The organism is Stenotrophomonas sp. YJH_SMC_10 (genome assembly GCF_059371555.1).
In genome coordinates this window covers 317,623-337,184 of the sequence record NZ_JCAFUS010000001.1, presented here as the reverse complement: position 1 = coordinate 337,184, position 19,562 = coordinate 317,623, and the positions used below count along the sequence as shown (strand labels likewise).

Annotated in this window: 18 protein-coding genes; 7 read left to right on the top strand and 11 right to left on the bottom strand. The window is 68.0% G+C overall.

Annotated elements, in window-relative coordinates:
- Positions 1 to 129: 129 nt before the first annotated feature.
- The 3 genes from AC5P9C_RS01545 to AC5P9C_RS01535 all read right to left on the bottom strand — a co-directional run bounded on the left by AC5P9C_RS01545 (position 130) and on the right by AC5P9C_RS01535 (position 3,338).
- The gene (locus AC5P9C_RS01545; RefSeq protein ID WP_049468128.1) at positions 130 to 1,326 is read right to left on the bottom strand and encodes an argininosuccinate synthase; all 1,197 of its coding nucleotides are present in this window, start codon (positions 1,324 to 1,326) and stop codon (positions 130 to 132) included.
- A gap of 119 nt (positions 1,327 to 1,445) precedes the next feature.
- Entirely contained in the window at positions 1,446 to 2,456 is a 1,011-nt protein-coding gene (locus AC5P9C_RS01540) for an N-acetylornithine carbamoyltransferase (protein WP_057493584.1), read from the bottom strand.
- Positions 2,457 to 2,774: 318 nt separating this feature from the next.
- Entirely contained in the window at positions 2,775 to 3,338 is a 564-nt protein-coding gene (locus AC5P9C_RS01535) for a glycine zipper 2TM domain-containing protein (RefSeq protein ID WP_053460905.1), read from the bottom strand.
- 187 nt (positions 3,339 to 3,525) lie between these two features.
- On the opposite strand from AC5P9C_RS01535, the gene cysS reads away from it, so the two are divergent.
- From cysS to AC5P9C_RS01520, 3 genes are read left to right on the top strand one after another with little or no spacing between them, the layout of a single operon-like run.
- Positions 3,526 to 4,902: a cysteine--tRNA ligase gene (gene cysS, locus AC5P9C_RS01530; protein WP_329853261.1), complete on the top strand. Its 1,377-nt coding sequence runs from the start codon at positions 3,526 to 3,528 to the stop codon at positions 4,900 to 4,902.
- 56 nt (positions 4,903 to 4,958) lie between these two features.
- On the top strand, positions 4,959 to 5,411 hold the full coding sequence (locus AC5P9C_RS01525) for a SufE family protein (protein WP_164687818.1): 453 nt from the start codon (positions 4,959 to 4,961) through the stop codon (positions 5,409 to 5,411).
- Positions 5,408 to 6,655, top strand: coding sequence for an MFS transporter (locus tag AC5P9C_RS01520; protein WP_103281855.1), 1,248 nt, complete (start codon positions 5,408 to 5,410; stop codon positions 6,653 to 6,655). The genes AC5P9C_RS01525 and AC5P9C_RS01520 overlap by 4 nt, the downstream gene beginning before the upstream one ends.
- A gap of 383 nt (positions 6,656 to 7,038) precedes the next feature.
- Here the strand turns inward: AC5P9C_RS01520 and dksA are convergent, their stop codons facing one another.
- Positions 7,039 to 8,268: an RNA polymerase-binding protein DksA gene (gene dksA, locus AC5P9C_RS01515; RefSeq protein WP_074724906.1), complete on the bottom strand. Its 1,230-nt coding sequence runs from the start codon at positions 8,266 to 8,268 to the stop codon at positions 7,039 to 7,041.
- A gap of 329 nt (positions 8,269 to 8,597) precedes the next feature.
- On the opposite strand from dksA, the gene yidD reads away from it, so the two are divergent.
- Genes yidD through AC5P9C_RS01500 form a run of 3 tightly spaced genes read left to right on the top strand, consistent with a single transcriptional unit; the run spans position 8,598 to position 10,988 of the window.
- Positions 8,598 to 8,795 carry a membrane protein insertion efficiency factor YidD gene (gene yidD / locus AC5P9C_RS01510; protein WP_229302008.1) on the top strand — a complete coding sequence of 66 codons (198 nt, stop codon included), beginning with the start codon at positions 8,598 to 8,600 and terminating at the stop codon, positions 8,793 to 8,795.
- A gap of 1 nt (position 8,796) precedes the next feature.
- Positions 8,797 to 10,143, top strand: a complete 1,347-nt coding sequence (locus AC5P9C_RS01505) for a dihydroorotase (RefSeq protein WP_046988151.1) — start codon at positions 8,797 to 8,799, stop codon at positions 10,141 to 10,143.
- On the top strand, positions 10,143 to 10,988 hold the full coding sequence (locus AC5P9C_RS01500; RefSeq protein WP_053460910.1) for a M23 family metallopeptidase: 846 nt from the start codon (positions 10,143 to 10,145) through the stop codon (positions 10,986 to 10,988). Before AC5P9C_RS01505 ends, AC5P9C_RS01500 begins: the two co-directional genes overlap by 1 nt.
- A gap of 88 nt (positions 10,989 to 11,076) precedes the next feature.
- Here AC5P9C_RS01500 and AC5P9C_RS01495 read toward each other — a convergent pair whose 3' ends face one another.
- The 5 genes from AC5P9C_RS01495 to efp form a co-directional block, all read right to left on the bottom strand.
- The gene (locus AC5P9C_RS01495) at positions 11,077 to 11,781 is read right to left on the bottom strand and encodes an isoprenoid biosynthesis enzyme family protein (RefSeq protein ID WP_343543757.1); all 705 of its coding nucleotides are present in this window, start codon (positions 11,779 to 11,781) and stop codon (positions 11,077 to 11,079) included.
- 11 nt (positions 11,782 to 11,792) lie between these two features.
- Entirely contained in the window at positions 11,793 to 12,488 is a 696-nt protein-coding gene (locus tag AC5P9C_RS01490) for a phosphoglycolate phosphatase (protein ID WP_103281857.1), read from the bottom strand.
- Positions 12,485 to 13,201, bottom strand: coding sequence for a bifunctional 2-polyprenyl-6-hydroxyphenol methylase/3-demethylubiquinol 3-O-methyltransferase UbiG (ubiG, locus tag AC5P9C_RS01485; RefSeq protein ID WP_032956138.1), 717 nt, complete (start codon positions 13,199 to 13,201; stop codon positions 12,485 to 12,487). Before ubiG ends, AC5P9C_RS01490 begins: the two co-directional genes overlap by 4 nt.
- A 26-nt stretch (positions 13,202 to 13,227) precedes the next feature.
- Positions 13,228 to 14,571 carry a TRZ/ATZ family hydrolase gene (locus AC5P9C_RS01480; RefSeq protein WP_053460913.1) on the bottom strand — a complete coding sequence of 448 codons (1,344 nt, stop codon included), beginning with the start codon at positions 14,569 to 14,571 and terminating at the stop codon, positions 13,228 to 13,230.
- A gap of 206 nt (positions 14,572 to 14,777) precedes the next feature.
- Complete coding sequence (gene efp / locus AC5P9C_RS01475) at positions 14,778 to 15,344, bottom strand: elongation factor P (RefSeq protein WP_005410381.1); 567 nt, start codon at positions 15,342 to 15,344, stop codon at positions 14,778 to 14,780.
- Positions 15,345 to 15,464: 120 nt separating this feature from the next.
- Between efp and epmB the strand changes: the two genes are divergently transcribed.
- Positions 15,465 to 16,481 (top strand): EF-P beta-lysylation protein EpmB, encoded by a 1,017-nt coding sequence (gene epmB, locus AC5P9C_RS01470; RefSeq protein WP_053460914.1) that lies wholly within the window; start codon positions 15,465 to 15,467, stop codon positions 16,479 to 16,481.
- A 66-nt stretch (positions 16,482 to 16,547) separates the two neighbouring features.
- On the opposite strand, the gene AC5P9C_RS01465 is transcribed toward epmB, so the two are convergent.
- Both AC5P9C_RS01465 and AC5P9C_RS01460 read right to left on the bottom strand, forming a co-directional pair.
- Positions 16,548 to 18,674, bottom strand: coding sequence for a putative bifunctional diguanylate cyclase/phosphodiesterase (locus tag AC5P9C_RS01465; protein WP_343542410.1), 2,127 nt, complete (start codon positions 18,672 to 18,674; stop codon positions 16,548 to 16,550).
- The gene (locus AC5P9C_RS01460) at positions 18,671 to 19,546 is read right to left on the bottom strand and encodes a phosphate/phosphite/phosphonate ABC transporter substrate-binding protein (protein WP_049468096.1); all 876 of its coding nucleotides are present in this window, start codon (positions 19,544 to 19,546) and stop codon (positions 18,671 to 18,673) included. The genes AC5P9C_RS01465 and AC5P9C_RS01460 overlap by 4 nt, the downstream gene beginning before the upstream one ends.
- Positions 19,547 to 19,562: the final 16 nt, after the last annotated feature.

The window sequence follows — 19,562 nt, the reverse complement described above, 5'->3', positions numbered from 1 at the left end:
CGAAATCGGTAGTGCCGGCCGCTGGCCGGCTCCGCAATGATCCGGCCGTGCCACGAGCCGGCCAGCGGCCGGCACTACCCTCCATCGACGTTGCGAGGCGCCGGCCAGCGGCCGGCCCCCCGTCACAGGTCAACCGCGATTGACCTGCGCATAGACAGTGGAGCTCATGCCGAACAGCTTGATGAAACCTTCGGCCTCCTCCACGCCCCAGTCGGCCGACTGCGCGTAGGTGGCGCCCTTGGTGTTGAGCAGGTGCGGCGACTTCACGGCCACCGCATCGACGCGGCCACCACGGGTTTCCAGCACCACTTCACCGTTGACCTTGGCCTGCGAGGACTTCAGGAAGGCTTCGATATCGGTCTTCAGCGGGTCGTGGTAGAAGCCTTCGTACACCAGCTCCACCCACTTGCGCGCCACGTCCGGCTTGAAGCGGTTCTGCTGCTTGGTCAGCACCGCATCTTCCAGCGCGCGGTGTGCGGCCAGCAGCGAGACCAGGCCCGGGGCCTCGAACACGATGCGGCCCTTCAGGCCGATCACGGTGTCGCCGGTGTAGACGCCGCGACCCACGCCGTACGGGGCGAATAGCTTGTTGAGCTGGGCCAGGATCTGGTCGCCCGGCAGCGCCTTGCCATCCAGTTCGACGGCTTCGCCCTCAACGAACTTCAGGGTGACGGTCAGCGCCTGTTCCGGCCACTCGCTGCGCGGTGCGCACCAGCCGCGCGCGCCCTCGCCCGGGGCTTCCCACCGGTCGATCTCGCCGCCGGACATGGTCAGGCCCAGCAGGTTCTCGTTGATGGTGTAGGCCTGCTGCTTGGCGCGCACGCCGAAGCCACGCTCTTCCAGGTACTTCTGCTCGTAGGCGCGGGTCTGGGTGTGTTCCTTCTGGATCTCGCGGATCGGCGCGATGATCTGGTAATCGCCCAGTGCCTTCACGGCCAGGTCGAAGCGGACCTGGTCGTTGCCCATGCCGGTGCAGCCGTGGGCGATGATGTGGGTACCCAGTTCGGCGGCACGCTTCAGCGCGGCATCGACGATCAGGTAGCGGTCCGAGACCAGCAGCGGGTACTGGCCCTGGTAGCCTTCGCCGGCCCAGACGAACGGCTTGACAAAGCCTTCCCAGATGGCCGGGCCACCGTTGACGGTGACGTGGCTGGCCACGCCCAGTTCGGCGGCGCGCTTTTCGATGAAGTCGCGCTCCTCATCATCCACGCCGCCGGTGTCGGCGAACACGGTGTGCACGTTGTAGCCACGCTCCTGCAGGTACGGCACGCAGAAGCTGGTATCCAGGCCGCCGGAGAAGGCGAGAACGACGTCTTTGTTGCTCATGGGGGTCAGGTCCACTTGGGGGATGAGAATTCGGTAGAGCCGACCATTGGTCGGCCGAAATGTTGGATGCGCCGCTGCGGGAGCAGCCGACCAGCGGTCGGCCCTACCCCTTGTGCGATCTAGCGCCCGGCAACCGCCGCCATGATCGCCTTCTGCACGTGCAGGCGGTTCTCGGCTTCGTTGATGGCGATGCACTGCGGCGAATCCATCACCGCGTCGGTGGCCTTCACGTTGCGGCGCAGCGGCAGGCAGTGGCTGAACACACCGTTGTTGGTCAGCGCCATCTTCCGTTCGTCGACGATGAAGTGCTTGAACTGGTCACGGATCGGCTTTTCCGGCTCCCAGTTGCCGAAGAACGGCAGCGCGCCCCAGCTCTTGGCGTAGACCACGTCGGCGCCGGCGTAGGCGCTGTCGATGTCATGGCTGATCTTCAGCGAACCGCCGCTCTCGGCCACGTTCTGCTCGGCCCAGCCCATGTAGCGCTCGTCGAGGATGTAGTCGGCCGTCGGGCACAGCAGGGTCACGTCCATGCCCATGCGGGTGGCGATGGTCAGCGCCGAGTTGGCCACGGCGGTGTTGAGCGGCTTGGGGTGGTAGGTCCAGGTCAGCACGTACTTCTTGCCACGCAGGTCCTGGGTGCCGAAGTGCTCCTGCAGCGCCATGATGTGGGCCAGCTCCTGGCACGGGTGGGTGATGGTCTCCATGTTGATGACCGGCACCGGCGAATACCTGGCGAAGCTGTTGAGGACGATGTCCTGGCGGTCGTACGCCCAGTCCTGGAATTTCGGGAACGCACGCACGGCGATGATGTCGCAGTAACGGCCCAGCACCTTGGCCACTTCCGCAATGTGCTCCTCGGTATCGCCGTCCATCACCGTGCCGAGGTTGAACTCGATCGGCCACGCATCCTTGCCCGGCTGCAGCACCACCGCATGGGCGCCGAGCTGGAACGCGCCCAGTTCGAAACTGGTGCGGGTGCGCATGGACGGGTTGAAGAACACCAGCGCGATCGACTTGCCCTTGAGCTGGTCGCCGAGCTTGTTGCGCTTGAACAGCGCCGCCTGGGTCAACAGCGCATCAAGATCGCTGCGGCTCCAGTCCTGGGTGTTCAGGAAGTGCTTGGGGGACATCATCTTTCCTTGCGTGGCGGCGCCGGGTTCGACGCGGTGGAAGGGAAAACAGGAAGCAAAGGTGGAGCGAAAAGGTTGCAGTTGCAGCTTTCAGAACGCGGAAACGAAAAAACCCAGCCGGCGGGCTGGGTTTTTTTCGGACGAACAGCAAAAAGCTCCGGTTACCCAGCGAGAATGTGGGGTTCCGGTCGACGCGCACGCGAGGTCATGCCCGACGCCTGTCGGGCTGCGCTGCTGTCGTGCTGGAAGTCGGTGAGCTTCATGGCCGGATATCTTTGCATGCGACCGGGGCCGGCGCAAGGGGCCCGGGTCGCAGAATCAGGGATTGCTGGCCGTGCCCTGCTCAGGGCCGACCCACGGGGTGATCGACACCCGGATCTTGAGCCGGTTGCCGGGGTCTTCCGGCAGCCGCGAGCGGTACTTGGTGCCCTTGTAGACGTAATCCACGTCATAGGCGATGGGGCGGCGGAATTCACGCCCCACCGGCACGATGCGGCAGTCGCGGGTCAGCATCGGCCCGTTGCTGGCCGGGGCCGGGGCGGGCGTCTCGGCAGCGGGGTCCTCGGAAACCTCGTCATCGCTGCGCTTGAACATCGAGCGCACCGAGTCCCAGAAGCGGCTGATCCGGCCCTTGTCCTCGACCGGTTCCTCGCCGGTCACGTTGACCGGGGCCAGAGTGCGGGTCGACACCGGCTCGCAATGCTCCTCGGTGCGGGTTGCGCGCAGGGTCTGGAACACCGGTTCGACATTCAGCACCTGTGCGTAGTCGAACTTCACGTTCTCCACGATCACCACCCGGTTGCGGGGCTCGGCCTCCTGCGCCAGCACCACGGCGGGCAGCGCCGACAGGCAGGCCAGGGTCAGCAACGCGGTGGGTTTCATTGGCGACGGGAGCAAGGACACGGCAATAGTGTAGGCAGTGGCGAGCGCAAGGGGCTGAACATTACCCGTCCACGCCGCTCCTGCCCACCCCACCCTGGAACAACCGGCGTCCACCGGTGGCAACCGGTGCCCCCAAAGGGGCGCGACACGTTCTAAAATCACAGGCTTGTCCCCCAGCCACAGCCCCATGACCCTGCGCCTGCACAACAACCTGACTCGCCAGCTCGAACCGTTCACCCCGCTCGACCCGGCCTGTCCGACCCTGTATGTGTGCGGCCCGACGGTCTACAACTACGTGCACATCGGCAACGCCCGTGGCCCGGTGGTGTTCGGGGTGCTGGCCGACCTGCTGCGGCGCCGTTTCGGCGCACTGCGCTACGCCCGCAACATCACCGACGTGGACGACAAGATCAACACCGCCGCGCGCGAGCAGGGGGTGCCGATCAGCACCATCACCGACCGCTTCGCCGCCGCCTACCGTGAAGACATGGCCGCGCTGGGCGTGGTGCCGCCGGACATCGAGCCGGAAGTGACCGCGCACATGCCGCAGATCATCGCGATGATCGAGCAGCTGATCGCCAATGGGCATGCCTATGCCGCCGAGGGCCACGTGCTGTTCGCGGTGGCCAGCTTCGACGGCTACGGCAAGCTTTCGCGCCGCGACCCGGACGAAATGCTGGCCGGTGCCCGCGTCGACGTGGCACCGTACAAGCGTGACCCGGGCGATTTCGTGCTGTGGAAGCCGTCCAGCGACGACCTGCCCGGTTGGGAATCGCCGTGGGGCCGGGGCCGTCCGGGCTGGCATATCGAATGCTCGGCGATGGCCGCCGCCCACCTGGGCGAGACCATCGACATCCACGCCGGCGGCGTCGACCTGCAGTTCCCGCACCATGAGAACGAGATCGCGCAGAGCGAATGCGCCCACGGCGGCAGGATCTTCGCCCGCTTCTGGCTGCACAACGGCATGCTCAACTTCGGCGGCGCCAAGATGAGCAAGTCGCTGGGCAACATCGAGCGCGTGCACGACCTGGTGCGCCAGCATCCGCCGGAAGCGCTGCGCCTGGCCCTGCTGTCGGCCCACTACCGGCAGCCGCTGGACTGGTCCGATGCACTGATCGAGCAGTCGGTGCGCACCCTGGACCGCCTGTACGGCACCCTGCGCGAACTGGCATCGGTCGAGGCGGTCGTGGCGATCCCGGCCACGGTCGAGGCCACCCTGGATGATGACCTCAACACGCCGCAGGCACTGGCCGAAGTGGCCCGCATCGCCGCCGATGCGCGCCGGGCCACCGAGCCGGCAGAGCAGGCACGCCTGAAGGGTGAGCTGCTCGGTGCCGGCCTGGCGCTGGGACTGCTGCAGGCCGATCCGGCACAGTGGTTCGGCACCACCGCCAGCGATGACGGCGACGATGCCCGCATCCAGGGCCTGATCGATGCGCGTGCCGCCGCCAAGAAGGCGCGCGACTTCGCCCGTTCCGACGCCATCCGCGACCAGCTGGCCGCCGAAGGCATCGTGCTGGAAGACACCCCGCAGGGCGTGCGCTGGTCGCGCAAGCGCGGCTGACGACCCGCCCTGCCCCGTGGCCGGTCCGCCGGCCACGCCCCACCGTAGAGACTGTTGTGACCGACTCCCCGTTCCCGCTTGAACCCACCGCCGCCGAGGCCCAGGCCGCCATCGCCGAGGAATTCGGCTTCTTCGGCGACTGGTCCGAGCGCTACCAGTACCTGATCGACCTCGGCCGCAAGCTGCCGCCCTTCCCTGAAGACTGGAAGACCGAACAGCATCGCCTGCTCGGCTGCCAGTCGATGGTCTGGATCGTGCCCGAAGGCAACGCGCAGTCGCTGCGCTTCCATGCCGTCAGTGATTCGGCGATTGTCTCCGGCCTGATCTTCCTGGCCCTGCGCGTGTACTCCGGGCGCTCGGCGCGGGAAATCCTGGACACCGAGCCGAGCTACATCCAGGACATCGGCCTGGCCCGCCACCTCTCGCCCACCCGCAGCAACGGCGTGGCAGCGATGCTGGCCTTCATCCGCGAGACCGCGCAGGCCCAGCTGCAGCGCGACCCGTCGTGAGCGAACCTGCCACGGCCGAAGACACCGCGCTGGGCCTGCTGTCCCGGCCCGGCTTCGCCAGGCTGCTGGCGTACCGCATCTTTGCGATGCTGTCCTACCAGGTGGTCGCAGTCACCGTTGGCTGGCACATCTACGAAGTCACCCGCAATCCGTTCTCGCTGGGCCTGATCGGCCTGGCCGAGGTCGTGCCGTTCTTCTGCGTGGCGCCGTTCGCCGGTTACCTGGTGGACCACCTGCCGCGGCGCCGCCTGGGCATGGTCGCCTGCTGCGGATTGATCGCCACCGCCCTGGTGCTGACCAGCGTGGCCATGGGCTGGCTGCCGATTGCCGGCGTGTGGCCGATCTATGCGGCCATCGCACTGACCGGCATGGTCCGCGCCTTCCTGTCGCCGATCTACAACGCCCTGTTCGCGCGCGTTCTGGCCCGTGACCAGTTCGCCCGTGGCGCCGGCCTGGGCGCGGTGGTGTTCCAGGCCGGCATGATCGCCGGCCCGGCACTGGGCGGCGTGCTGGTCGGCTTCGGTGGCAAGAGCCTGTCCTACGCGGTGGCCACCGCCTTCGCGCTGGTGGCGATGGCCTGTCTGGCCACGCTGAAGGTGGAAGAACCGGTGCATGCCGGCCCGGCCGCCCCGATCTTCAAGAGCATCGCCGAAGGCGCGCGCTTCGTGGTCGGCAACCGGATCATGGTCGGCGCAATGGCGCTGGACATGTTCTCGGTGCTGCTGGGGGGCGTGGTGGCGATGCTGCCGGCGTTCCTGCACGAGATCCTGCACCACGGCCCGGAAGGCCTGGGCATCCTGCGCGCCATGCCGGCGCTGGGCTCGGTGTGCGTCGGCCTGTGGCTGGCGCGCCACCCGCTGCACCGCAACGCCGGCCGCGTGCTGTTGTTCGCGGTGGCCGGGTTCGGCCTGTGCGTGATCGGCTTCGGGCTGTCGCAGCACTTCTGGCTGTCGGCGCTGATCCTGCTGTTCTACGGCGCCTTCGATGGCGTTTCGGTGGTGATCCGCTCGACCATCCTGCAGCTGGCCACGCCGGAAGAGATGCGCGGTCGCGTATCGTCGATCAACGGCATCTTCATCAGTTCGTCCAACGAGCTGGGCGCGTTCTATGCCGGCACGATGGCGAAACTGCTCGGCCTGGTCCCGGCCGTGGTGCTGGGTGGGTTTGCGGTGCTGAGCGTGGCCGGGATCACCGCGTGGAAGAACCCGACGCTGCGGAAACTGAATCTTCGCGACCTGCAGTGACGCTGCGAACAGCGGATTCGGCGGCGCCGGGCGTTTGGCTGGGGCCGTTGCTCTCCGTCGATGATTGGGCTTGTCACCTTCTTTTCGCGAAAAGAAAGTAACCAAAGAAACGCGCCGCCATCCGCGAGCCGGTGCTGCGCACCGGTGTCCTGTGCTCCTCGGTGAATCAGGGGACGGCGCGGAGAGCGAGCCGACCAGCAGTCGGCTCTACGGGATAGAGCGGCCTCTTCGCCCCTGATTCCCCTGCGGTGCTCGGCTCGCTACAAGGCGGACCCAACAAGGTTCACCACTGCCCGTGCCAGCCACGATCGCGTACCAACGATCCGCCAACAAAAAACCCGGCCAAGGCCGGGTTTTCTGCATGACCAGACAACGATCAGGAATCAGTCGCCCTGCTGCTTCTGCAGGTGCTCCCAACGCTCCTGGGCGTCGATGGTGCGCTCGGCGGTCAGGCGCGCTTCCAGGCGCTCCAGGCCAATCTCTTCGCCGGTGTCGACGCAGTAACCGTAGTCGCCGGCTTCCAGGCGCTTCAGGGTGCTGTCGATCTTGCCGATCAGCTTGCGGTAGCGGTCGCGGGTACGCAGTTCCAGCGAGTTCTCGGTCTCGCGGGTCGCGCGCTCGGCTTCGTCACCGATGTCACGCACTTCCTCGCGCAGGTTCTCGATGGTCTGCTTGGACTCCTCCACCAGGTCCGCGCGCCAGTTCTGCAGGCGCTGGCGGAAGTACTCCTGCTGCAGCGGGCTCATGTATTCCTCTTCCGAGGACGGCTTGTAGCCAGCCGGGAGGATCGGGCGGCCGGTGGCCTCGTCGGTCTTGTATTCGACCACCTTGTACTTGCTGCGCGGGGCCGGTGCTGCCGAGCGGGCGGCGACGGCCACGGCAACCTTGCCGACAGGGCGCGACACGGTCTTCGGGGCGGAATCGGATTTCACGGCGGATTTGGCAGGCGATTTCGAAACGGGCACGGGATTCTTGGATTGCGGGGCCTTCGCAGCGGCAGGGGCGGCGGCCGGGGCCGGCTTGGAAGCCGGTTGGGCTGCTGCCACTGCCACGGTCTTGGCCGGGACAGGCTTGGCCGGAGCCGCCTTGGCGGCAGGCTTCGGTGCGGACTTCACTACAGGGGCCGGCGTCGGCTTTGCGGCCGGCGCGGCGACATTCTTGGCAACCTTCTTTGCAGCAGCGGGCGTGGCGACCGGCTTGGCCGCTGGCACCTTCTTCGCCGCCGGCTTGGCGACCGGCTTGGCTGCCGCCTTCTTCACCGTCGCCTTCGGCGCCGGCTTGGCGGCTGCTTTGCTGGCCACCGGCTTGGCGGCGGCCTTCTTTGCCGGCGCGGCCTTGCTGGTGGCCTTCTTCACCACTGGCGCCTTCTTGCCAGCAGCAGGCTTGGCCTTGGCGGGCGCGGCAGCGGCCTTCTTTGCCACCGGCTTGGTTGCCTTGGCCGGCGCTTTCTTTGCGGTGGCCTTCCTGGCCGCCGGTTGCGAGGACGCTGCCTTGCTGACCGGCTTGCTGGCCGGCTTCTTGGCAACGGGCTTTGCCGCCAACTTCTTCACAACAGGCTTGGCGGTTTTCTTGGCGGCCGTTGCGGCCTTCTTTGCAGTTTTTTTAGCAGCCACGAAACGCTCTTCCTTGGATTTCCCGGGGCCCGGGAAAGCGGGCCTTTATAGCCTACCCGACCCGCAGCAGCAACCTTGGCACCCTGCTCCATTCAGTCCTGGAGCCAAGGCGCCCTGGAGGGCAGTCCGACGAACACGGACCGCCTTGCGCGGTACGGAACCTGGCCAGCACCCGACGGTGCTGGTACCGGTCGCAGGCCATCGGCGACATGCGACCAACGGCCCATCCTGCACAAATGCGGCCTTCATGCCAACTGGCATAAGATGACTGGGTGATCTCGCGCCTGCTCATCGCCCTGCTGCGCTTCTACAAGCGCTTCATCAGCCCCATGCTGGGGCCGCGCTGCCGTTTCGTGCCGAGCTGTTCTGAATACGCGATGGACGCCATCTCGCGGCACGGCCCGCTGCGCGGCAGTTGGCTGGCTGCGCGCCGGCTGGGCCGCTGCCATCCGTTCCATCCCGGCGGCTTCGATCCCGTGCCCGAGTCCCCCAACGCCCCCTCTTGCCGTTGCACAGGAAAACACTGACATGTCCTCCACCCTCATCACCAACGCCCGCATGGTCAACGAAGGCCGCACCTTCGATGGTGACCTGCGCATCGAGAACGGCCGGATCGCGCAGATCGGCAGCGGGCTCGCGCCGCGCGACGGCGAGCAGGTGGTGGACGCGGCCGGGCGCTGGCTGCTGCCCGGCATGATCGATGACCAGGTGCACTTCCGCGAACCGGGCCTGACCCACAAGGGCGACATCGCCAGCGAGTCGGCGGCGGCCGTGGCCGGTGGCCTGACCAGCTTCATGGACATGCCCAACACCAACCCGCCGACGCTGGATTCGACCATCCTGGAAGCCAAGTACGAACTCGCGCGCGGCCGTGCCTGGGCCAACTATGGCTTCTACCACGGCGCCAGCAATGACAACCTGGAGGCGATCCGCGCCCTGGACCCGAAGAAGGCCCCGGGCGTCAAGGTGTTCATGGGCGCGTCCACCGGCAACATGCTGGTCGACAATCCGGAAACGCTGGACGCGATCTTCCGCGAATGCCCGACCCCGATCATCACGCACTGCGAAGACACGCCGATGATCGATGCCAACCTGAAGGCCTTCCAGGAGAAGTACGGCGACGCGCTGACCCCGGACATGCACCCGGACATCCGCTCGCGCGAGGCCTGCATCAAGTCGACCCGGCTGGCGATGTCGCTGGCACGCAAGCACGGCACCCGCCTGCACGTGCTGCACATTTCCACCGCCGACGAGCTGGCACTGTTCGAGAAGGGCCCGCTGATCCGTGCCGACGGCAGCCGCAAGCAGATCACCGCCGAAACCTGCGTGCACTTCCTGCATTTCGCGCGCCCGGACTATGCGACCAAGGGCAACCTGATCAAGTGCAACCCGGCGATCAAGGAAGTGTCCGACCGCGAGGCGATCACCGCTGCGCTGGCCGACGACGTGCTGGACGTGCTGGCCACCGACCATGCGCCGCACACCTGGGAAGAGAAGCAGAAGCCCTACGCGCAGGCGCCCTCTGGCCTGCCGCTGGTGCAATATGCGCTGGTGGCCGCGCTGGAGCGTGTGCACGAAGGCAAGCTGACCCGCGAGCAGGTGGTGCAGAAATTCGCGCATGCCCCGGCGCAGCTGTTCGATGTGGAGGAGCGCGGTTTCCTGCGCGAGGGCTACTTCGCCGACCTGGTGCTGGTCGAGGACGTGCCGTTCACGGTCAAGCGCGAGGACGTGCTGTCCAAGTGCGGCTGGTCGCCGTTTGAAGGCACCACCTTCCGTTCGCGCATCGCCTCCACCTGGGTCAACGGCCAGCTGGTGTGGGACGGCAGCAAACTGGTGGGCGAACCGGCCGGCCAGCGCATGACCTACGACCGCTGATGCGTTCGGCACTTCTGATCGGGGCGCTGCTGGCCACGCCCCTGTTTTCCGTACCCACGCTGCACGCGCAGGATGGCATCGGCCGCCTGATCGACAGCCGCGTGGTGTTCCCGGCCAGTGCGTCGCAGGGCGCGCTGGTGATCGGCAAGGTTCCCGCCGGCAGCCGCGTGCAGTACGCCGGCCGCCAGCTGCGGGTGAGCGGTTATGGCAGCGTGGTGTTCGGCATCGGCCGCGACGAGAAGGGTCCGCTGCGCGTGCAGGTGCAACGGCCCGACGGTGGCAGCGAGACCGCAACCATCGCGGTGACGCCGCGCGACTGGCCGACCGAGCGGGTCAACGGCGTGCCACCGAAGACGGTCAATCCGCCGCCGGCGATCGCCGAGCGGATCAAGCGCGAACAGGCGCAGGTGACCGCCGCACGTTCGCGCGACGACGACCGCACCGACTTCACCCAGACCTTCATCTGGCCGGTACAGGGCCGCATCAGCGGCCGCTTCGGCAATGCGCGGGTGTACAACGGCCAGCCCGGCGCCGGTCACTCCGGCATGGACATCGCGGTGCCGACCGGCACCCCGGTGAAGGCGCCGGCTGCCGGCATCGTCACCTTCGCCGGCCCGGACCTGTATCTGACCGGTGGCACGCTGCTGCTTGATCACGGCTTCGGGGTCAGTTCCAACTTCCTGCACCTGTCGCGCATCGACGTGAAAGTCGGCGACCGCGTGGAACAGGGCCAGGTGATCGCCGCGGTCGGCGCCACCGGACGCGCCACCGGGCCGCACCTGCACTGGGGCATGAACTGGTTCGATACCCGTATCGACCCGTTGCTGGTGCTGGAACGCAAATAACGGTAGTGCCGGCCGCTGGCCGGCAACCTCATCCTCTTCGGCGCCTGCTGGATGCCGGCCAGTGGCCGGCACTACCCGGTACGTTGGATCAACCGCGCGCCGCCCACCACACGCGCAGCAGGGTGCGCACCGGGGTGGCTTCGATCGGCTTGCCCGCGGCCTGCGCCGCCAGGCGTGCACGCGCCAGGCTGGACCACACGCGGCGCGCGCGCGGGCCGGGCACGCGGGTGCTCCACCCCTTCAACAGGTGCTGCGCCCAGCGCTGCGCGGCCGTACTGGAATCTTCATCCAGCAGGCTGCGCGGCACACCGGCCACGCCGGCATCCTGCAGGCGCTGGGCCAGGGTCTGCAGCTGCACCGCACGACCGGCACCGGTGCGCGGCTTGTCCGCGAACAGCGCCACTTCCACCGCAGCCACGGCGTCAGCGTAATGGGCCAGCGCGCGCTCGGCACCGGCCACGTCCAATGCAACGGTGCGCGCCTCGACCAGATCCGGCAGCGCCTCGGCCAGCTGCGCCCACGGCGCACGCACCGGCTCCAGCAGGCGGCCCAGCGGGTGGCGCGAACGGTGTGCCGCCCAGCTGCGCAGTTCCTCGCCCCACCACGCCAGCTTGGCGTCGGCCGGCAGCGGATCGCCGCTGGTGTTGAGCATGTCGTCGAACTCCTGCAGCAGCGCAAACCACGCCACTGCCAGCTCGCGTTGTGATTCGGCCACGAACGGGGCGGCCACCGACCATTCCGGCCAGCGGCTGCGCCACTTGTCGAGGAAACTGTCCAGCGCGGTACTGCTCACTACGGGGTTCCTTACGGCTGGGCCGGGGCTGCCGGCCGGGTCGGCCAGAGACTGGCCAGTTGCAGAAGTTCGGCGTTCTCGACCAGCACGTCGGCCTGCCACGCCAGCGGGTCGTCACTGTGCAGGCGGTAGCCCCACAGCGCCGCCACCGACGGCATCGCGGCCGCGCGTGCGGCGATGATGTCACGCTCGTCGTCCCCCACGTAGACGCAGTCCTCGGCGGCAACGGCAATCGCCTGCGCGGCGTGCAGCAGCGGCAGCGGATGCGGCTTGCGCTCGGCCAGGCTGTCACCGCCCACCAGCACGGCGCAACGCTGCTGCCAGCCGTGCTGCGGCAGGATCAGGCGTGCCAGGTACTCGGGCTTGTTGGTGACGATGCCCCACACCGTGCCGGCGTCATCCAGCGCGGCGAGCATGCCGGCCACGCCATCGAACAGCACCGCGTGCTGGCCGATCAGCGCTTCGTAGCGCTGCAGGAATTCCGGGATCAGCGCATCGCGCTCGGCGGCATCCAGGTCCGGGAAGGCGGCCCCGACCATCGCACGCGAGCCCTTGGAGACCACCGGGCGCAGCACCGCCGGATCGACCGGTGCACGGCCGCGTTCGGCCAGCATCGCGTTGCAGGTGGCGACGAAATCCGGTGCGCTGTCCAGCAGGGTGCCGTCCAGGTCGAACAGCACCGCGCGCGGAAAGCCGGCGGCGGTCATGCCGGCTTGACCGCGTAGGCCAGGTAGTTGATGTCGGTGCGGCTGCTCAGGCGGGCATGGTTGCGCCACGGCTCGTAGGCCATGCCGCTGACGTCCACCAGCTGCAGGTCGGCTTCGCGCAGCCAGCGCGCCAGCTCGGCCGGCTTGATGAATTCCTGGTAGTGGTGGGTGCCCTTGGGCAGCAGCCGGGCCACGTACTCGGCGCCGACGATCGCCACCGCGAACGCGGCGGCGGTGCGGTTGATGGTCGACAGGAACAGATGCCCGCCCGGCTTCAGCAGGCGCTTGCAGGCCTCGATGATCGCGCCGGGATCGGGCACGTGCTCGAGCATTTCCATGCAGGTCACCACGTCGAAGCTGGCGGGCTGCTCGGCGGCCAGATCCTCGGCTGCCTGCACGCGGTAATCGACCTGGGCGCCGCTTTCCAGCGCATGCAGTCGCGCGACCTTGACCAGTTCCGGGGCCAGGTCGATGGCCGTGACGTCGGCACCGGCCTGGGCCAGCGCTTCACTCAGCAGGCCACCACCGCAGCCGATGTCGAGCACGCGCGCGCCACGCAGCGGCACGCGGTCGGCCACGTACTGCAGGCGCACCGGGTTCAACGCATGCAGCGGCTTCTGCGGGCCGTCGGCATCCCACCAGCGGTTGGCCAGTGCGGCGAACTTGTCCAGCTCGGCCTGATCGAAATTGGAGGAAGCGTGGGGGGCAGTCATGGGGGATGTCCTTGCGGCGCCAGGGATCAGGCGCGGATATGGCGGATGCGCTCGCGCCACTGGCGCGCGTTGGCGATGATGCCCGGCAGGTCCATGCCGACCAGTTCGCGCTGCACCAGCTTCGGCTTGCCGGCAATCCAGACGTCGCTGACCTGCTGGCGGCCGGTGGCGTACACCAGCTGCGACAGCACGTTGTGCAGCGGCTGGGTTTCCAGCGCAGACAGGTCGACGCAGACCAGGTCGGCCTGCTTGCCGACTTCGATCGAACCGATGCGGTCACCGAAGCCCAGCGCGCGGGCACCGCCCAGCGTGGACGCGCGCAGCGTGGTCGCCGCGTCCAGCGCGGTGGCGTCGTCGGCCACGGCCTTGGCCAGGATCGCCGCAGTGCGGTTCTCGCTGAACATGTCCAGGTCGTTGTTGCTGGCGCAGCCATCGGTGCCGATCGCCAGGTTCACGCCGGCGCGCTGCAGGGCACAGGCCGGGCAGAAACCGGACGCCAGCTTCAGGTTCGATTCCGGGCAATGCACCACGCTGACGCCACGCTCGGCGCACAGGTGGATTTCCGCATCGGTCAGCTGGGTCATGTGCACCGCGATCAGGCGGTCGTTGACCAGGCCGAGCCGATCCAGCCGCGCCAGCGGGCGCTGGCCGTGCAGCTTGATCGAATCGTTGATTTCCTGTGCGGTCTCGTGGGTGTGCAGGTGCACCTGCATGTCGAGCTGGTCGGACAGCATCCGCACCCGCTCGAAGTTGGCATCGTTGACCGTGTACGGTGCATGCGGCGCGAACGCGGTGCCGATCAGCGGATCGGTGCGCCACTGGTCGTGCAGTTCGCCGGCCTTGGCGAAGTACTCGTCGTCGGTCTTGGCCCAGGCGGTGGGGAAGTCGATGATGACCGCACCGACCAGCGCGCGGAACCCGTGCTTCTTGTAGACCGCGGCCTGCACGTCGCCGAAGAAGTAGTTCTCGTTGGCGCAGGTGGTGCCGCCGCGCAGCATCTCGGCGATGGCCAGGGTGGTGCCGTCGGCGACGAACTCAGGACCGATCACGGCCGCTTCCACCGGCCAGATGTGCTGCTGCAGCCAGGTCATCAGCGGCAGGTCGTCGGCGACGCCGCGCAGCAGGGTCATCGGGTTGTGCGTGTGCGCGTTGACCAGGCCCGGCATCAGCGCAGCCTCGGGGCGGCTGACCACCTGCGCAGCGCGGAAGCGTGCGCGTGCTTCCGCACGCGGCAGGATGGCGACGATCTCGCTGCCACGCACGGCAACGGCGTGGTCTTCCAGCACCACCGCATGCGGCTCGATCGGAACGACATAACCGGCTTCGATGAGCAGGTCGCAGGCTTCGGGGAGGTGCGGGCTATCGCTCATGCGGGCTCACTGGCTGGGGGGGCGGCGAGGTACTTCTGGGGACACGCCCCTGAGTCAGGGGCTGCCGCGAAGCGGCGGGGTCTGGAGACTCGTGAAGCGGGGCCCATGATCTGCCGAAGCAGATCACGGGAGCGCCAGCGCGAATGCGATGGCGCGTACCCGGCCAGCGGCCGGCACTACCGTAAGGTCGGCCCGTGGCCGGAACCTTACTTGACGCGTGCGGAGTATTCGCCCGAACGGGTATCGACGCGGATCACTTCGTCCTGGTTGACGAACAGCGGCACGCGCACCACGGCGCCGGTTTCCAGGGTCGCCGGCTTGCCGCCGCCGCCCGAGGTGTCGCCACGGACGCCCGGATCGGTTTCGGTGATCTTCAGCTCGACGAAGTTCGGCGGCTGCACGAAGATCGGCTCGCCATTCCACAGGGTGACCACGCAGGACTCTTCGCCCTTCAGCCACTTCTCGGCGCCGCCCATGCCGGCCTTGGTGGCCTGGACCTGCTCGAAGGATTCCGGGTCCATGAAGTGCCAGTATTCGCCGTCGCTGTACATGAAGTTCATGTCGGTATCGACGACGTCGGCTGCATCCAGCGAGTCGGTCGACTTCATGGTGACTTCCTGGGTACGGCCGTCCTTGATCAGGCGGTACTTCACGCGGGTGAAGGCCTGGCCCTTGCCCGGCTTGACGTATTCGGTGTCGATGATGACGGCCGGTTGGTTGTTGACCAGGATCTTCATCCCGTTCTTGACGTCGTTCATGCCGTAGCTGGCCATGCGTAAACTCCTGTGTGGCAAAAACGCCGCGGGTGCGGCGAGCCGTTAGAATGGAAAGCCCACCGGATGCCGGTGGGCGACTGTTTTTCTGCCCCCATGATAACCGCAGGCCCCCTCTCCATGCAGCTTTCCGCCTTCCCCCGGCCCCAGTCGCCCGGTGCGCCCGCGCGCTGGCAGCAGCTCTGGCGCCAGGCGCTGCGCGACCCGCACGCCCTGCTGGCCCGGCTGCAGCTGGACCCGGCGGCACTGGGCGTCTCGGAAGCGGCCATGGCCCAGTTCGCGCTGCGCGTTCCGGAAGGCTTCGTGGCCCGCATGCGCCCCGGCGACGCGGCCGATCCGCTGCTGCGCCAGGTGCTGCCGATCGACGAGGAAATGCGTCCGGCGCCCGGATTCAGCTTCGATGCGGTGGGCGATGGTGCAGCCAGGAAGGCCACCGGCGTCATCCAGAAGTACCGCGGCCGCGCCCTGCTGGTCGCCACCGGCAGCTGCGCGATCAACTGCCGCTACTGCTTCCGCCGCCATTTCGACTATGCCGCGGAGAACGCCGCCAAGGGCGGCTGGCAGGAAGCGGTGGCCGCCATCGCAGGCGATCCGGACATCGACGAGGTGATCCTGTCTGGCGGCGACCCGCTGTCGCTGGCCACGCACAAGCTGGTCGAGCTGACCGACGCCCTGCGCGCCATCCCGCATATCCGCCGCCTGCGCATCCACACCCGGCTGCCGATCGTGCTGCCGGAACGCGTGGACGATGAACTGGTCTCCTGGCTGGGCAGCCTGCCGTGGCCGCTGGCGATCGTGGTGCATGCCAACCACGCCAATGAGTTCGATGCCAGCGTGGACGCGGCGATGGCCCGCCTGCGCGGCCTGGGTGCCCAGCTGCTGAACCAGGCGGTGTTGCTGCGCGGGGTCAATGACAGCGTGCAGGCCCTGCAGGACCTGAGCGAGCGCAGCTTCGCCGCCGGCGTGCTGCCGTACTACCTGCACCAGCTGGACCGGGTCGAAGGCGTGGCCCACTTCGAAGTGGACGATGCCCGGGCCAAGGCGCTGATTGCCGGCCTGACCGCACGCCTGTCCGGTTACCTGATTCCCAAGCTGGTGCGCGAACTGCCCGGCGATCCGAGCAAGCGCCCGGTGTAATTCCGCAGGGGGTCAGATCCCTTTTCCTGCGGAAAAGGGATCTGACCCCGACACAACAACCGTCGGTCAGAGGCCCGATTCGATCATCCGCACCACTTCGGTGGCGGTCACCGGGTGGCTGAGCCAGTAGCCCTGGCCGAGGTCGCAACCGCGCTGCGCCAGCAGTTCGTACTGCGCCTGCTGCTCGATGCCCTCGGCCACCACGGTGATGCCCAGCGCGTGGGCCATGGCGATGATGGCCGTGGTCAGGGCCAGGTCGTCGGGATCGCGCTGCATGTCGGCCACGAAACTCTTGTCGATCTTCACGCCGTCAACGGGAACCTGGCGCAGGTGACTGAGCCCGGAGAAGCCGGTGCCGAAATCGTCCAGCCAGACCTTCACGCCGGTGCGGTGCAGCTTGTCCAGCAGCTGCGCGGCGACCATCTCGTCACCGATCACCGCGGTTTCGGTCAGCTCCAGATGCAGGCGCGACGCCGGCAGCCCGGACTCATGCAGGCATTGCGCGACCAGTGCCGGCAGTTCACCGCCGCGCAGCTGGCGTGGCGACACGTTCACCGAGACGAACAGGTCGTCGCCGGCCGCGCCACGCGGCCACTGCGCGGCCTCCATGCACGCCGCGCGCAGCACCTTCGGGCCGATGATCTCGATCAACCCGCTCTGCTCGGCCACTTCGATGAACACCGACGGCGGAATCGTGCCCAGGGTCGGATGCTGCCAGCGCAGCAGCACCTCCACACCGACCATCCGCCGGTCGCGCATGCGGAAGATCGGCTGGTAGGCCAGGCGCAGCTCGCCGCGCTCCCAGGCCCCGCGCAGCTCCTGCTCCATGTGCACGCGGCGCTCGACCGCATGGTCCATCGCCCGGCTGTAGTAGCGATAGCAGTTCTTGCCGGCCATCTTCGCCTGGTACATGGCGATGTCGCCGTTCTTCAGCAGCGTGGTGGCATCGGCCGCGTCGTCCGGGAACAGGGTCACGCCGATCGAGGTCCCCAGGAACAGCTCCCTGCCCTGCACCACCAGCGGTTTGCCCAGCTCGCGCACCAGCACCTCGGCCAGCAGGCGCGCGTTCGCGGCCACGTCGCCCTCGCCGACCAGGATCACGAACTCGTCGCCGCCGAAGCGCGCCAGCAGTGCCTCATCGCCGCCGGCTTCGGTCACCGCGCGACCGATGCGCTGCGCGAACTGCAGCAGGGCTTCGTCACCGGCCTCATGGCCGAGGGTGTCATTGACGCGCTTGAAATCATCGATATCGGCAAACAGCAGGCCCAGCCGATGATTGGACGCGCGCGCCGCCATCAGGCGATGGTCCAGCGCCTCGCGGAACGCCAACCGGTTGGTCAGCCCGGTCAGCGCGTCGGTATAGGCCATGCGCCGCACCTCGCGGTCATGCCGGGCGATGGCGTCGCGCATGCGGGCAAAACCACGCACCAGCTCGCCGACCTCGTCATTGCGGGTGTTCTCGGCCAGCGGCGCCTGGTAGTCGCCCGCCTCGATGCGGCGTGCCGCCGCAGCCAGGTCCCGGATCGGCGTGACCAGGGTGCGCTGCACGTACAAGATCACCGCCACCCCGATCACCACCAGCAGGCCCAGCATCAGCAGCAGCCAGCCCAGGTGGCGGCTGCCGACCTGCTGCAGGCGTTCGCCGAGGGTGGCATTGGCCGCCTGCTCGCGCTGCTGCACCTCGTCCAGCGCCATGCCGACCCGCACGCCACCGATGCGCTGGTTGCCGACCATGATCGGCATGGTGTTGTCCAGCACCTTGGGCGACTCCTGCACCACCAGCGCCTGCGCCCCTGCGGCCTTCGGGGCCAGCGGGTCGGTCATCGGCTGGCCGAAGCCGGAGACTTCGATCGAGCCGTCATGCACCAGCCGCCCACGCTCGTCAAACACCAGCACATAGCGCACGACCGGCTGCCGTGCCGTGCCGCGCACCAGCGCACCGACCTGGTCCAGGTCGCGGTAGTACAGCGGATTGGCCAGTGCATCGGACAGCTCGCGCGCCATGGCCTCGCCACGGCTGCGCACGCTGCGGTCGAACAGTTCATGGATGACGCCGCCGCTGAGGTTGCGCACCTCGCCCTGCATCGCCGCCTGCCGCCCCAGCAGCACCGCCAGGATCGCCACCACCACGACCATCGCCCCGCCCATCGCGAGCAGGAACCGGGCCTGCATTCCCGAGCCGAGCCACTTCATTCCACTTCCATCCGCACGCGCGTCAATCCTTGTTTCAATTCATCCAGCCGCTGCTGCGCATGCGCATCGACGCGGTGGAAACCCGAAGTGCCGAAAAACCGATGCAACGCCCCCTGCGCCTGCGGGTCGCTGGCCGCCTGCAGCAGGACATCCCGCAGCCGCTCACGCACCGCCGGATCCAGGTCGGCGCGGACCATCTCCACCGCCCGCGGGTAGGGTTCGGTGCGCAGCAGCTCGCGGAAGTCGCGCCGGAATGCCGCTGGCACCCGTCGCTCGTCGTTCCAGTCCACGCTGCTCACCGCCCCTGCCTCGACCATGCCCTTGTGCACGAACGTGGCGATGTTCAACTCGCTCCGCGCGAACACGTACCCCACACTGTCCCGGCCCGGCACGTCCCACACGCCGGCCAGGATCTGCGGCGCCAGCCCCTGCTGCAGCAGCGTCATCACCGGCACCAGGTAGGCGCTGGTCGACGCTGTGTTCTGCAGCGCCAGGCGATGCCCGCGCAGCCCCTGGAGCTGCTGGATCGGACTGTCGCGGCGCACGAAGAACACCGTCTGGTACTGGCGCACGCCATTGCGCTCGGTCAGCAGCAGCGGCCGTGCGCCACTGCGCTGGCCCAGCGCCACTGCCGTGCCCGACGTTTCCGTGACCCAGTCGACCCGGCCCCGCCGCAGATAGCTGGCCATCTGCTGTGGATCGCGTGCCATCAGGATCCGTCCTTCGGTGATGCCGACGTCATGCATGCGTGCCACCACATAGTCCAGCAAGGGCTGCAGCTGCTCGTAATGCGCCTGCGGATCATCACTGATCCGGCCCAGCACCAGCACCGGATCCGGTGCTGCATGCACCGTCCCGGCCAGCAGGATCATCACCAGGCTCAGCAGT

What these genes read in the sequence shown, in the direction of transcription:
- AC5P9C_RS01480 (WP_053460913.1), bottom strand. Translation starts at nt 14,571, where the DNA reads ATGAGCGATAGCCCGCACCTCCCCGAAGCCTGCGACCTGCTCATCGAA.
- AC5P9C_RS01540 (WP_057493584.1), bottom strand. Translation starts at nt 2,456, where the DNA reads ATGTCCCCCAAGCACTTCCTGAACACCCAGGACTGGAGCCGCAGCGAT.
- AC5P9C_RS01465 (WP_343542410.1), bottom strand. Translation starts at nt 18,674, where the DNA reads ATGAAGTGGCTCGGCTCGGGAATGCAGGCCCGGTTCCTGCTCGCGATG.
- cysS (WP_329853261.1), top strand. Translation starts at nt 3,526, where the DNA reads ATGACCCTGCGCCTGCACAACAACCTGACTCGCCAGCTCGAACCGTTC.
- AC5P9C_RS01500 (WP_053460910.1), top strand. Translation starts at nt 10,143, where the DNA reads ATGCGTTCGGCACTTCTGATCGGGGCGCTGCTGGCCACGCCCCTGTTT.
- epmB (WP_053460914.1), top strand. Translation starts at nt 15,465, where the DNA reads ATGCAGCTTTCCGCCTTCCCCCGGCCCCAGTCGCCCGGTGCGCCCGCG.
- AC5P9C_RS01460 (WP_049468096.1), bottom strand. Translation starts at nt 19,546, where the DNA reads ATGATCCTGCTGGCCGGGACGGTGCATGCAGCACCGGATCCGGTGCTG.
- AC5P9C_RS01545 (WP_049468128.1), bottom strand. Translation starts at nt 1,326, where the DNA reads ATGAGCAACAAAGACGTCGTTCTCGCCTTCTCCGGCGGCCTGGATACC.
- AC5P9C_RS01490 (WP_103281857.1), bottom strand. Translation starts at nt 12,488, where the DNA reads ATGACCGCCGCCGGCTTTCCGCGCGCGGTGCTGTTCGACCTGGACGGC.
- AC5P9C_RS01535 (WP_053460905.1), bottom strand. Translation starts at nt 3,338, where the DNA reads ATGAAACCCACCGCGTTGCTGACCCTGGCCTGCCTGTCGGCGCTGCCC.
- yidD (WP_229302008.1), top strand. Translation starts at nt 8,598, where the DNA reads ATGCTGGGGCCGCGCTGCCGTTTCGTGCCGAGCTGTTCTGAATACGCG.
- AC5P9C_RS01505 (WP_046988151.1), top strand. Translation starts at nt 8,797, where the DNA reads ATGTCCTCCACCCTCATCACCAACGCCCGCATGGTCAACGAAGGCCGC.
- efp (WP_005410381.1), bottom strand. Translation starts at nt 15,344, where the DNA reads ATGGCCAGCTACGGCATGAACGACGTCAAGAACGGGATGAAGATCCTG.
- ubiG (WP_032956138.1), bottom strand. Translation starts at nt 13,201, where the DNA reads ATGACTGCCCCCCACGCTTCCTCCAATTTCGATCAGGCCGAGCTGGAC.